Here is a 13,737-nt window from a genome sequence, read left to right on the forward strand (position 1 = left end):
GGAAATCGGTCCACGGGGGGCGAGGACGACGGCGGTGGTGGTTGCGGTAATGATCATCGACTCTCTCCTTCCGAGGGCGCAGGGTGTCCGTTGCTCGGTGCTTACCCTAAAGGGTCACGAGCGCGGACCACAACCCTTTTTCTACCTGCGGTTTCGCACCAGTTCGAGAACATCGGCGCCGAATCGCTCGAGTTTCTTGGCGCCGATGCCGGGAATGGCGACCAGTGCGCGGTCATCGGCGGGGCGCTGCTCGGCGATAGCGGTGAGGGTGTTGTCGCTGAAGACCACGTACGCCGGAACCGACAGCTCGCGTGACTTCTCCAGCCGCCACTGCCGAAGGTTCTCGAGCAGCGTGACGTCGGCATCGCCAGGGCACTTCTCGCATCTGCCCAACATGGTGGGCACCGCGCCGATCAGGTGCTGACCACACACCCGGCACACCGGGCGCTTCCTCGACGGCGTCGGGGCGGCGATGCGGGAGGCCGGTGAATCGTCCGGGACCAACCCGACGAGAAAGCGGGACCGGCGACGGGACTTTCGGCCCCCAGCCGCCCGCGCGAGGGCCCACGACAACTCCAGGTGCGTGCGAGCGCGGGTGACCCCGACGTAGAGCAGGCGGCGTTCCTCCTCCACGGCGGCCTCGTCGGGTGCCGAATTGTTCTCTCCCAGTGCGTGACTGATCGGAAGGGTGCCGTCGGTGAGACCCACCAGGAACACCGCGTCCCACTCCAGACCCTTCGCCGCGTGCAGCGACGCCAGCGTGACGCCCTGCACCACCGGGGGGTGGCGAGCCTGAGCGCGCATCGCGAACTCGGTGAGCAGCCCGTCGAGGTCCAGGTCGGGCACCTGCGCCAGAAGATCCTCGGTGAGGGTGACCAGCGCCGCCAGGGCCGCCCACTTCTCCCGGGCCTGTGCACCCGCCGGCTCCTCGGCCGTGAGACCGAGCGGGGCGAGAAGCGCGCGCACCAGCGGTATCAGGCCCTGACCCTGCACGGCCTGCGTCGGCAGATCGTCGCGGGCGCCCCCGGAACGGATGGCGGCGACAGCCTGGCGGACATCGGGCCGCTGGAAGAAACTCTCGCCACCGCGCACCTGATAGGGGATACCGAGTGCGGTCAGCGCCTGCTCGTGTGCCTCCGAGTGGGCGTTGATGCGGTACAGGACGGCGATCTCCGACGCCGGGGTGCCGCCCTTGATCAGCCGGGCGATGGCGCGGGCCACTCCGGTGGCCTCGGCCGGCTCGTCGTCGTACTCGACGAAGGTGGGCTCAGGACCCGGCGGGCGCTGACCGACCAGCTGCAACCGTGTGCCTGCGATGCGACCTCGCGCGGCACCGATCACTCGATTGGCCAGCGAGACCACCTCGGGGGTGGACCGGTAATCGCGCTCGAGCCGGACGACCGTGGCCTCGGGGTAGGTGCGTGAGAAGTTGAGCAGGAACGACGGGGTGGCGCCGGTGAACGAGTAGATGGTCTGGTTGGCATCACCGACCACCGTGAGGTCGTCGCGATCACCGACCCACGCATCGAGCACCCGCTGCTGCAGTGGTGTGACGTCCTGATACTCGTCGACCACGAAACATCGGTACCGCTCACGGAACTCGTGCGCCACCTCGGCACTGCTCTCGAGAGCGGCGGCGGTGTGCAGCAACAGATCGTCGAAGTCGAGGAGCATGGCATCGGAGTTTCGAGACTTGAGGGCCTCGTATCCGGCGTACACCGCTGCGACCTTGCCCGGGTCGAACGGGGTGTCCCGATGCGTGCGAGCGGCGGCCTCCGGGTAGTCCTCGGGCGAGACCAGCGAGGCCTTGGCCCATTCGATCTCACCTGCCAGGTCTCGCACACTGTCGGTGGAGGTGGGCAGCCCCGCCCGGCCGGCCGCCTGGCCCACCACCGCGAACTTGCGATCGAGCAGCTCCCACGGCGTGTCACCGACGACCTGCGGCCAGAAGTAGCGCAGTTGCCGCAGGGCGGCGGCGTGGAACGTCCGGGCCTGCACCTGACCGTCGTCGCCGCGAATTCCCAGAAGCCGCAGGCGTTCACGCATCTCCCCCGCCGCGCGGGCGGTGAACGTGACGGCCAGAACCTGACCCGCCGAGACATGACCGGACTCCACCAGGTGTGCAATGCGGCGGGTGATGGTGCGCGTCTTGCCGGTGCCGGCGCCGGCCAGCACGCACACCGGCCCGCGGGGAGCGAGAACGGCCTCGGACTGCTCAGGATCGAGACCGTCCACCACGCCGCCACTCATGGCGCCCATCATGTCAGTTCGTACCGACACACTCTCCCCGCGCAAGACCGCCGTGCGGAACATTCCGCACCGAACGGGTGTTGGCACACCCGTGACCACTTCTGCCGCCCCTGCCCTGACCGTGTACTCCACCACCTGGTGCGGATACTGCCGTCGACTCAAGACACAGCTCGACGCCAACGGAATCGCCTACACCGAAATCGACATCGAAGCCGATCCGGCGGCCGCGGAGTTCGTGGGCAGCGTCAACGGTGGCAACCACGTGGTTCCCACCGTCAAGTACGCGGATGGCCAGACCGCGACCAACCCGTCGCTCGCGCAGGTCAAGGCCGCGCTGGGCGTCTGACGCCACAGGTCGACCGAACCCGTCGACTCAGTTCCGAGCTGCGGCCCAGGATTCGAGCATAGCCCGCGCAATGGAGATCGAACCGGGCAGCAGCAACGGCGCATCCGCCGAGGCGGACCAGTCGCCCAGCGCCAGTGCTCGACGCACCTCGTCGCGGGTGAACCACCGGGCCTCGGCTATCTCACCATCGCTGAACACCAACGGCTGCGCGGGATCGGCGACCGCTTCGAAACCGATCATCAGCGATCGCGGGAAAGGCCACGGTTGCGAGCCCAGGTAGGCGACGTCGGTGACGTCGAGCCCAACCTCCTCACGAATCTCGCGGACCACACACGCCTCCATCGACTCACCGGCCTCGACGAACCCGGCGAGAACCGAGAGCCTGCGCGGCGGCCACAGGGGCGATCGAGCCAACAGCACGCGGTCGCCGCCGTCGTGCACCAGACAGATGATGGCCGGGTCCGAGCGAGGGAACTCCTCGTGCCCGGTGACCGTGCTGGTCCGCGACCACCCTGCTGATGTCGAGACCGTGGGTGAGCCGTCCACCGGGCTGAACTGCGCGGCGCGATGCCAGTTCAGCAGCGCGACCGCGGTGACGAAGAGCCCGACCTCCGTTTCGTCGAGCTGATCGCCGATCCCCCGCAGATCCGCCAGCGCACCGGACAACTCCCCCACGGGCCGCGCCCAACGGTGGGCCCCGTCCACCATTCCCAGGAACACCGCATCGGCCGGCGGTTCCTCGGACAGTTCGATCGCGGGGCCGAAGACCAGCCGACGGTCGTCCACACGGGCGCGGCCGTTGCCGTCGACTTCGAGCATCAACGCGGTCGGCCATCCTGCGGCGAGGGCGGAGGCGTCCTTGCGAAGTTCTTCGGCACGGTCGATCGGTGATCGGGAGAGCGTCGGCAGCACGGTCAGGGCGAAGGTGGACACTCCCGCAACCCTAATCGCCTCGCCGTCACATACTCACGCGACGTATGTAGAGCAGGCGGTCGTCCGCTTCGATCGCGTCGACCTCCGGAGATCCGACGCGCACGAGCACACCGTTGCGCACCACCCCGAGCACGATGTCGGACAGATGCCGAGGTGAGCCGCCCACCTCGTCGCGCTCGACCTCTCGCTCGGCGATGGCGAACCCGTCCTCGGGCGTCAACAGGTCTTCGATCATCTCCACCACCGTAGGTGTGGTGGTGGCGATACCGAGCAACCGGCCCGCCGTCTCCGAGGAGACCACCACCGAATCGGCCCCCGATTGGCGCAGCAGGTGCACGTTCTCCGCCTCGCGCACCGACACCACGATCTTCGCGGTGCGCGCCAGTTCACGGGCGGTCAGCGTGACCAGGACCGCAGTGTCATCGCGGTTGGTGGCCACCACGATCGACGACGCGTTCTGCGCACCGGTCAGCCGCAGCACATCCGAGCGGGTCGCCGAGCCGTGCACGGTGACCAGGCCGAGGTTGGCGGCGCTGTCGAGCGAACTCTGGTCGGTGTCGACCACCACGATGCTCGACGGCGCGACGCCGTCGCTGAGCATGGCGCGTACAGCCGTGCGGCCCTTGGTTCCGTATCCGACGACCACGGTGTGGTTGCGCACGGTGCGCCTCCATTGCTGAATCTTGAACGCCTGGCGCGAACGTTCGGTGAGGGCGGACAGGGTGGTGCCGACGAGCAGGATCAGGAAGAACACCCGCAGGGGCGTGATGACGAGTGCGTTGACCAGGCGCGCTGTCGGGGTGATCGGCGCGATGTCGCCATAGCCGGTGGTCGAGAGCGAGACCGTGGTGTAGTAGAACGCGTCGAGGAACGACAATTCGTTGCCCTGGTTGTCGGCGTATCCGTCGCGGTCGACGTAAACCAGCGTCGCCACCACGAACAGCACGATCACCGCGATCACGATGCGCTTCCAGATCGCCCGCTGCGGACTCGACTCCTCGATCGGGATCCGCAGCACCCCCACCAGCGCGAAATCCGGGCGGTCGGTGAGGGCGGAGCTTCCTCGGCGGAGCCGACGTCGCAGCGCGCCGCTCATTCGGCTGGGCCGACTCTCTTCGGTGACCATCGCAGAAGAGCGTAGCGCCAGCGATGGGGCTCCGGCGCTGTGTGCCTCTCCGCGGGTCGTCGCAACCGATCGGGTAGGCGTGCGGCAGGGTGGAGACATGACCGCATCAGCGAACACAGCCGCGCTCGCCCCTCGCTCGAGAAACGCGTCGGTTCTGGCCACCATCCTCGGTGTGGCCGGGATCGCGCACTTCGTCGCTCCCAAGCCGTTCGATCAGCAGATCCCCCCTGCCCTCCCCGGCTCTCCCCGCACGTACACGTACGTGTCCGGAGTCGCCGAGATCGCGCTGGCCGCCGGACTCCTCGCCCCGCGCACGCGGCGCATCAGCGGCGGGGCAGCAGCGCTGTTCTTCGCGGCGGTGTTCCCGGCCAACATCCAGATGGCCATCAACGTCCTCCGCAGCTCCAAGGCTCCGACGGCCCTGAAGGTCGGTGTGGTGGCGCGCCTACCCCTACAGATCCCCCTCATCACACGCTCCCTGGCGGTTCGCCGAGACGGCTGACCTCGACACCATCGCGGCCAGCTGCGCTCGATCGGGAAGGCCCCGGGGCGAGATCGTGCGGCCGCTGCGCACGTAGTGGAACGCCGCTCGCACATCGACGAGTTCGATGGCGCGATCGGGGTGCGCCGCGCACATCAGTTCGTGCCAGGCGATCCGATAGGCGGCCAACTGCACGGCGATCGATTGCTCCTCGTTCGCTGTCGGCACCGCCCCGGTCTTCCAGTCCACCACCGTCCAGCCACCGTCGGGGTCGGCGAACACCGCGTCCATGCGCCCACGCAGCACCACTCCCCCCACCACGGTCTCGAACGGCACCTCCACCTCCACCGGACTGCGGCGCGCCCACTCGGACCGGTCGAACGCGTCCTTGAGTGCCTCGAGGTCGGTGTCGGCGTCAGCGCCGGTGTCGGCCGCACCGGGCAACTCGTCCATGTCCAGCAGCCGAGTGGCGCCGAAGCGTCGTTCCACCCATGCATGGAAAGCGGTGCCGCGGCGCGCCAGCGGGTTCGGCGCCATGGGCACAGGGCGTCGAAGTCGGCGGGCCAACGCCACCGGATCGGCCACCAGTTCCACCACCTGACTCACCGACAGGTGACCCGGGACGGTGACGCCGGTGGCCTCTCGAGACGGTGTGTTGCGTTCGGCGATCAGAGCCGCAGCATCGCCGATCCACCCTTCCGGATCCTCATCGACCTGCCCTGGTTGCAAGGCGGACCCGTGGGGGTCGGCCTCGAGTGCCCGTCGAACTGCGGCGGCGCCGAACTCGACGTCGGCGCGTCGCGCACCCAGCGGGTCGGCCGGCCAGGACGCGGTGACCGATTGCTCGGCCAGCGGGTTGGCCGCCTCTGCGGCGGGTGCCGGCGCCCACGTCTCGATCACCACGGACCCCGGCGTCGCTTCGGCAGCGGAATGCAATTCGGTGAGGAACTCGGACGGCCCGCGGCGAGTGTTGCCCGTATCCCAGTGGTAACCCGAGACGTACAGCGCGCGTTCGGTTCTCGTCAATGCCACATAGAACAGCCGCCGATCCTCCGCCAGCCGCCGATCCTTGAGAGCAGCGGTGTGGTCATCGAGAGCGATCTCGAGCTGCTTGCGATCGCGTACCTGCCCCACATCCACCACGGGCACACCGTCCGCATCCGCAGCGTGTCTCGCGCGGTCACCTCGCAGCGAGGTGGGCAGTTCGGCCGGCGATCCGATCCACGACGACGCCGCCTTGGCCGACGGGAAGACCCCCGCACTGACGTGCGGCACGGCCACGACCTCCCATTCGAGGCCCTTCGCGGCGTGCACGGTGAGCACCTGAACTCGATGGGGGGCCACCTCCACCTCGCCCGGCGCCAAACCGTCCTCGACATCGTCTGCGGCGGAGAGGAAGGCAAGCAACCCCGACAGTGTCGCCGTCGGGCCATCGGCGTACTCGGCGACGACCTCGGCGAACGCGTCGAGATGCTCGCGGCCCACCTCGGAATCGGTGCTCGATCGACGCCGCGCTCGCGCCTCGGTGCCGATATCCATCACGCGCTCGACCTCGGCGACGAAGTCCGTGAGTGGTTGACCCATGCGCGAGCGAAGCGCGGCCAGCTGCACACCCAGTTCCGTGATGCGGCGATGACCGACGGCCGAGTAGTGCTGTGCCGGACCGGGGTCGGCGATCGCGTCGACCAGCCCCGACTGCTCCGAGCGCTCCCCGGGCACCGCGGACTCGAGTGCTGCCGCCAGAACCTGCGAGTCGGTCAGCACACCCGTGGCACCACCCGACACCCGAGTTCCGATGCGGCGCGCCCGATTCCACAGGGCGCGCAGATCCCCGACACCGAGCTGCCAGCGGGAGCCGGTGAGAATACGCATGGCCGCGCCACCGGCCAGCGGGTCGGCGATCACGCGCAGCATGGCCACCAGATCGGCCACCTCGGGAGTGCGCAGCAACCCGCCCACACCGACAACGTCGACGGGCAGTCCGCGTGAGCGCAGCACCTCGGCGATCGGGTCGGCGTCGGCGTTGCGTCGAATGAGCACCGCGGCCGTCGGCGGGTCGAGACCGGCGGCGGCCGCCTTCGTGTACTCCTCCGCAATGCGGTCGGCAACCCAGGCCCGCTCGTCGATCACGCTCTCGTGCAACGCCAGTCGAACGTCGCCGACCTCCGCCGCCGGACGCGGGGTCAACTCGTCCACCTCGACTCCGCGCCCGCGCAGGGGTGCGGCGACCAGGTTGGCCAACTCCAGCGCCTCGGGGGGGTTGCGCCAGCTGGTGGTCAGCTGCAGTACCGACGCCGGCCGTCCGGTGCGACGGGGAAAATCGTCGGTGAAGCGCGGCAGGTTCGCCGCGGAGGCACCGCGCCAGCCGTAGATCGACTGCATCGGATCGCCCACAGCGGTCACCGACAGCTCTTTGTCACGGGAGCCACCGAACAGCGAGGACAGCAGAACACGCTGCGCGTGGCCGGTGTCCTGGTACTCGTCGAGCAGGACGAGGCGAAACCGCTGACGCTCCCCCGCGCCGATCGACGGATGGTCTGCGGCCAACCGGGCCGCCAGTGACATCTGGGCGCCGAAGTCCAGGCAATGGTTGCGGCGCATCACGTCCCGAAGATGCTCGACCAGTGCAAGTAGCTCGACCCGAGCACGTTGCACATCGCGGATCCCGGCCAGCTTCTTCGTCGGTTCCGCGTTCTGCCGCGGACCCGGCGGAAGGTTGTCGACGAGCTGTGCCAGGCGTTCGCACTCGCGGCGAAGCTCGTCGGGTTCGACGAGATGCTCGGCGAGTTCACCCGACAGCGACAGCACGGCCTCGGTGATCGTCGCGGGCACCCTGTCGAGGGTGAGCGCGCCGTCCCATCCGCTCACCACGCGGTAGGCGAGTTGCCACAGCTCGGTCTCCGAGAGCAGCCGCGAGGACGGCTCCACCGGAACCAGCAGACCGTGTTCGGTGATCAGACGCCCGGCGTAGGAGTGGTAGGTGCTGATCTCGGGCTCGCCGGCGATGATGCGATCCCGCAGGGCCCCGCTGGGATCGAGCCGTCGCAGAACCTCGGACCCGGCCAACCGCGCCAGACGCTGGCGCACCCGAAGGGTGAGCTGGTGCGCGGCCTTGCGCGTGAAGGTCAGGCCCAGAACCTGATCCGGCGTCACCAGAGAGTTCGCGACCATCCACACCACCCGCGCCGCCATGGTCTCGGTCTTGCCGGCACCGGCCCCAGCGACGACGAGAGTGGGCCCGATGGGGGCTGCGATGACCGCGGACTGCTCCGCGGTGGGCGGTTTCTGGCCCAGAACGGCCGCCAACTCGCCGGGCATGATGCGCGCAGAGTCGACCGAGATCATCCTTCGCTCACCTGCCGACCTGCACCCTGAGCCGGGCAACTCGAAACCACCGGGCAGTGTCGGCAGCCGGGATTGACCCGGGCGAGGAACGTGGGACCGCGGGTGGCCCGCGCGGCCTCGACGATCCGCTCGCGCCACGCCTCGAGCGCATCCGGCGACAGCGGCGGCTGCGCACGCTCGGTGCAGGAGCCGCTCTTGCCCGGAGCTGCAACGAAGACCAGACGGGCGCCGCCGGGTTCGACCGCCGGGGCATCGGCGACCAACCCGGCCGCGAGCGCAACCTGATAGGTGGCCATCTGCGGGTGTTCCGACGCATCGTGCTGGCTGAGAGGTTTCTTCGAGGTCTTCAGATCCACCACCACCGGGCGGCCCTGCTCGTCGAGTTCGAGGCGGTCGATGCGCCCGCGTAGCTCGACGGCGGGCTCGTCGGGGGAACGCGGCTCGAGAACTCCGTCCACCTCCACCTCGACACCGATCTCGGTGAGACCCGCCCGGGTGGACTGCAGCCAGGATCGGAAGGTGGCCAGCATGCGGTCGGTGCGCTCCATCTCCCGGCGGGAGTACCATTCGGACCCGAGATCGACAGCAGCCCAGGCATTCTCGAGGGCGCGACGCACCTCGACCGGAGGGACATCTCCGGCCACGGCCTGCGCGAGTGTGTGCACCATGGCACCGGTGACCGCGTGCACCTTGTCCCCGTCGGTGCCGCCGAAGCGCTCCAACGCCCACCGCAACGGGCAGGTGGACAGTTTTTCGACCTGCGATGGCGAGAGCGGAACGGGCCGATCGCCCTCCCACAGCGGGGTCTCGATGCTGGGCCCCGCCATGCCGTACCACTGGTCCGGGTGCGCACCGGGAACCCCCTCGCGCGCAAGGTCGGCCAGGACACGCACTGCACGCCGGTGGCGCTGTGGATCACGCTCGGCAGCGCGGGCATCGCACACCACCGACCGCAGTTCACCCACCAGTGAGGAGAGGGTCAGCGTGTGCGCGCGTGACTGCGTCGGTGACGGTGGCTGCGGTGCGAGGCCCTCACCGCGGTCCCCGTCGATCGCCCCTTCGATACCCGCGTCGTGTAGCAATTCGTCGAGGAACCTCGAGTGCACCAGATCGCTGTCGACCGTCGAGTCCACGCCGCTGACGCTGAGGCGACGCCGGGCTCGGCTACAGGCGGAGAGGAACAGGCGCCGCTCATCCGCCAGGAGCGGCGCCGTGCGCGAGAGCACCGATACATCCCCGCCGACGACGACGCCCGACGCGACATCGTTCAAGTCCTCCACACCGAGCAGGGAGTCGCGCGAGCGCAAGCTCGGCCACATCCCCTCCTGCACCGCGGCCACGGCCACCACGTCCCACTCCCGACCCGCGGCGGAGTGCGCACTGAGCACCGTCACGACGTCGCGGGGAACACTGGTTCGCGAGCGCGTCTGGGTCGGAATCTCCTGATCTGACACGTACTCGACGAAGCCGATGACTGTTGCGCGTGGCAGCCGGTCGACATAGTCGGCGGCCGCGTCGAACAGGGCCACCATGCTGTCGAGGTCACGATCGGCCGACGCCCCTCGAGAACCCCCGAGGTCGCTGTGGCGCAACCACCGGCGCTCGAGTCCGGAGGCCTGCCACGCCGCCCACAGCGCGTCCTCGACCGCTCGGGGCGACGCCCGCAACACGTTTCGAGTGCGCCTGAGCACCTTACGCACTCGGAGCAACGGCGCAGCTTCGACGTCGCTGAGCTGGCCCACCAGGGCCTCGATACTCGCATCGTCCGGTTCGACGAGGGCCAGACGAATGAGCTCCGTGGATTGCCGGTCGCGTCCGGCATCGATGTCGCCGCGGCGTAGCCCGCGCCGCACCCGACGCAGGGCGAGCGGGTCTGCGCCCCCGATGGGTCCCTCCAGCAGAGCCACGGCGTCCTCCCCGCCGAAGTGGCCCTCGCCGCTGGCCGCACGCAGGACCAGCAGGAAGGCCGTGGCGGCCCGCTGCGCAGTGAGCGGGCGCTCGGTGGCAGCGAACTGCACGGGCACATCGGCTGCGGCACATGCGCGTCGGATGGGCGCGAGCGCGTGGGTGACCGACCGCACGATCACCGCCATCTGCGAGTACGCAACTCCCTCCATCACATGCGCACGACGAAGGAGGTCGGCGATCCGCGCCGCCTCCTTGGCCGGTGTGGCCGCGACGAACACCTGCACCGGGGCGGGGGCATCGGTTGATGCAGGAGCCTCGGTGATGGGCGGGTCCTCGGTGATGGCAGGGGCCTCGAGCGCACCGCGCGTGGGCGAACTCCCCGGCAACCGGGATGCAATGGCGCGCACCGCCTCCGCGATGGGCGCGGTGTGTCGATGATCGATCCCGAGCACCACACGGGCGGCACGGGCCGAGGTGTCGAAGGAGGTCAGGAAACTCGGGTCCGCACCGCGGAACCCGAACACCGCCTGGTCGGGGTCTCCGGCCACGACGGCGGTGGACGCGCTGTCGATGATGAGCGAGATCAGCCGTGCGGCCTGCGGATCGAGATGCTGGGCGTCATCGACGAAGACGTGCCGCACTCGGGCTCGCTGAGCGGCCAGCAGATCCGGATCGGTGGCAAAGCTGGTGAGCGCCTCACCCACCAGTTCCGCAGCGTCGAGACCAGGCGCGGTGGCCTCCGGCGCCTCCACCCCCACCGAGCCGCGCAGCATCATCGCCTGCTCGTACTGCGCGGCGAAGCGCCCGGCAGCCACCCATTCGGGGCGGCGATGCGTGCGACCCCACCGCACCAGATCCTCCGGGCCCAGCCCGCGCTCGGCGGCACGCAGGAGCAGATTGCGCACCTCGGCGGCGAACCCGCTGGTGGTCAGCGCCGGTCGAAGGTTCTCGGGCCATCGATCACCCCCGTCGGCTGCCTCACCGCGCAGCATCTCGCGGATCACGGCGTCCTGCTCGGCGCTGGTGAGAAGGCGCGGTGGACGGTTGCCATGCGCAGCGGCCTGCAGCCGCACGATCGCGAATGCATACGAATGGACCGTGCGCACCAACGGCTCCCGCGTGGCCCGCGGCGCCGACCCCGACGACAACAGCGCCGCCGTGATGCGCTCACGCATCTGCGCCGCTGCGGTCGCGGACTGGGTGAGCACCAACACCGACTCCGGATCGCACCCGGACGCGATGCGCGAGACCGCGGCATCGGCCACCAGCGACGTCTTGCCCGTGCCGGCAGCACCGAGGACCTGCCACCGACGGTCCGGGCCGGCATCGGTGATCACCTGCGCGGGTAGGGTCGGCCATGCCCGCGAGGCTGCCGGTACGGCCTCCGCGAAGGACAGCCCGGTAGTGGTCGAATCGCTCACACCCACAGTCGACCACAGGGGTACGACACGCCGGCACCACACGAGAGGACCCAACCATGCAGGACGCCGCTTCCTCATCCAGCGTCGCTCCGGTACTGAACGTGCACCTGTTCGGTCCGCCCACCGGCACACCGATCCTGGCCCTGCACGGCATGGGTGGTCACGGACAGCGGTGGGAGCACTGGTCCTCACACCTGCCCGATGCGCGCGTCATCGCTCCCGACCTCCTCGGGCACGGTCGGTCACCCTGGCCCCCGCCGTGGAATATCGAGTACCAGGTGGACGCGGTGATCGCCGCTCTGGCCGCCCACACCGATCCCGCGCACACCGATACCCCGGTGTTGGTGGTCGGGCACTCCTACGGCTGCGCCGTCGCCATCGCGTTGGCACGGGCGGTGCCCGATCGCATACGCGCCCTGCTGCTGCTCGACCCCGCTGTGGGCCTGGATCCCGAGCGCGTGCTGGCCGTCGCGGAGTCGACGGCCCGACACAGCGACTACGCCGACGAGGCGCAGGCTCGGGCGGACAAGACCGACGCGGCGTGGAACGACGTACCCGAAGCACTGATGGACGCCGAGATCGCCGAGCACCTGATCCCAGCGCCCGGTGGCCGCGTCACCTGGCGGGTATCGACTGCCGCTCTGGTGGGTGTGTGCAACGAGCTGGCGCGACCGGTGATCACCCCGCCGCCCGGTGTGCCCATCACCGCCGTTCAGGGGATGCGCGTGGACCCGCCGTACATGACCGATCGGCTACGTGAGGTTCTGCTGGCCGCCGGCGCGACGATCGCCGAGTTCGACTGTCACCACATGGTTCCGCAGGCCAAGGCCGCCGAATCCGCAGCACTGGCCCGCGACCTGCTCACCGACACCTGACGGGACGGGCGCTCACGTGGCCGGCGACCATCCCAGCGCCGGACCCAACCGGGTGGCGATGTCGGTGATGATCTGGGTGTAGTCGCCGGGCTCGAAGGAGAACGGCAGCGCGAAGGCCACCTCGGTGGCCCGCTGGAAACCGGCGTGGGCATACAACGCGGCGGCCAACTCCTCGGACGTGCCCACCAGATCGGGCGCGAAGAGCATCGAGCGCGGACCCTGCGGAATGAGCGTGCGCGCGTACCTCGACTCGGCATAGGCCCGATACCGACCGATCTGCTCCGCGGCGGCGGTGTCGGTGGGAATGACCACCAGGCCCTGCGAGACCCGCGCGCGCGACGGGTCCGGGTGGTGGGCGAGATAGGTGTCGATGTGCTCACCCTGAATGGTGGCGAAGTCGAGCGAGTCGCTCCCCTCGGTGGTGACCACGGACGAGGTGAGGTAGTTCAGGCCCTGCTGCGCGGCCCACAATGCCGATGAGCGCCCGCCGCCGTACCACACCCGTTCGGCCAGACCGGCGCTGTGCGGCTGCACCGAGCGGCTGTAGACCTCGATGCCGTCGACGCCCTCGAAGTCGCTGACCGGCTCCCCGCGTAGGCATCGCAACAGTCGCAACACCCGATCCTTGGAGAAGTCCTCGATGTCATGGGTGTGCGGGTACAGCGCATCCTTGATGTTCTCGTAGCGCATCGGCACGCCCACGGACACACCGGGATTGATCCGACCGCCCGAGAGCAGGTCGACGGTGGCCAGGTCTTCGGCCAGTCGCAGCGGGTTCTCGAGGCCCAGCGGGATGACGGCGGTACCCATCTCGATGCGCGTGGTGCGCATCGCTGCTGCCGCCATGATGGCCACCGGTGAGGAGATCCCGTACTGGAGGTGGCGGCAGCGCAACCACACGCTGTCGAATCCCAGCTGCTCCGCCAGTACGATGGTCTCGACCGCCTCGAGGTGCCCGGCCCGGGGACCGGCGGGGTCGAAGCGGCCGATGGTGAGGAATCCGAGGTGCCGAAGCTTCTCACCCTCGTGTGGCATGGAGCTCCCTTCGATCG

The 13,737-nt window shown here is 69.4% G+C and carries 9 protein-coding genes; 3 read left to right on the forward strand and 6 right to left on the reverse strand.

Going from position 1 to position 13,737, the window contains the following annotated elements:
* Positions 1–141: 141 nt before the first annotated feature.
* Positions 142–2,262: an ATP-dependent DNA helicase UvrD2 gene (locus tag ACY48E_RS09690; RefSeq protein ID WP_462872062.1), complete on the reverse strand. Its 2,121-nt coding sequence runs from the start codon at positions 2,260–2,262 to the stop codon at positions 142–144.
* Positions 2,263–2,341: 79 nt separating this feature from the next.
* Here ACY48E_RS09690 and ACY48E_RS09695 point away from each other — a divergent pair, with 79 nt between their 5' ends.
* Positions 2,342–2,596, forward strand: coding sequence for a mycoredoxin (locus ACY48E_RS09695; protein ID WP_462871945.1), 255 nt, complete (start codon positions 2,342–2,344; stop codon positions 2,594–2,596).
* A 27-nt stretch (positions 2,597–2,623) separates the two neighbouring features.
* Here ACY48E_RS09695 and nudC read toward each other — a convergent pair whose 3' ends face one another.
* A complete protein-coding gene (gene nudC / locus ACY48E_RS09700) occupies positions 2,624–3,529 on the reverse strand; it encodes an NAD(+) diphosphatase (RefSeq protein ID WP_462871946.1) in 906 nt (301 codons plus the stop codon).
* A gap of 25 nt (positions 3,530–3,554) precedes the next feature.
* Positions 3,555–4,625 carry a potassium channel family protein gene (locus ACY48E_RS09705; RefSeq protein ID WP_462872063.1) on the reverse strand — a complete coding sequence of 357 codons (1,071 nt, stop codon included), beginning with the start codon at positions 4,623–4,625 and terminating at the stop codon, positions 3,555–3,557.
* Between the two features lie 127 nt (positions 4,626–4,752).
* On the opposite strand from ACY48E_RS09705, the gene ACY48E_RS09710 reads away from it, so the two are divergent.
* Entirely contained in the window at positions 4,753–5,157 is a 405-nt protein-coding gene (locus tag ACY48E_RS09710) for a DoxX family protein (RefSeq protein ID WP_462871947.1), read from the forward strand.
* On the opposite strand, the gene ACY48E_RS09715 is transcribed toward ACY48E_RS09710, so the two are convergent.
* Both ACY48E_RS09715 and ACY48E_RS09720 read right to left on the reverse strand, forming a co-directional pair.
* The gene (locus tag ACY48E_RS09715) at positions 5,107–8,481 is read right to left on the reverse strand and encodes an ATP-dependent helicase (RefSeq protein WP_462871948.1); all 3,375 of its coding nucleotides are present in this window, start codon (positions 8,479–8,481) and stop codon (positions 5,107–5,109) included. The two genes, ACY48E_RS09710 and ACY48E_RS09715, sit on opposite strands and share 51 nt — an antisense overlap.
* Positions 8,478–11,810 carry an ATP-dependent helicase gene (locus ACY48E_RS09720; RefSeq protein WP_462871949.1) on the reverse strand — a complete coding sequence of 1,111 codons (3,333 nt, stop codon included), beginning with the start codon at positions 11,808–11,810 and terminating at the stop codon, positions 8,478–8,480. Before ACY48E_RS09720 ends, ACY48E_RS09715 begins: the two co-directional genes overlap by 4 nt.
* A 56-nt stretch (positions 11,811–11,866) precedes the next feature.
* On the opposite strand from ACY48E_RS09720, the gene ACY48E_RS09725 reads away from it, so the two are divergent.
* On the forward strand, positions 11,867–12,685 hold the full coding sequence (locus ACY48E_RS09725; protein ID WP_462871950.1) for an alpha/beta fold hydrolase: 819 nt from the start codon (positions 11,867–11,869) through the stop codon (positions 12,683–12,685).
* A gap of 12 nt (positions 12,686–12,697) precedes the next feature.
* Here the strand turns inward: ACY48E_RS09725 and ACY48E_RS09730 are convergent, their stop codons facing one another.
* Positions 12,698–13,720: an LLM class flavin-dependent oxidoreductase gene (locus tag ACY48E_RS09730; protein WP_462871951.1), complete on the reverse strand. Its 1,023-nt coding sequence runs from the start codon at positions 13,718–13,720 to the stop codon at positions 12,698–12,700.
* Positions 13,721–13,737 lie beyond the last annotated feature (17 nt).

This window comes from Rhodococcus sp. AZ1, assembly GCF_054979605.1.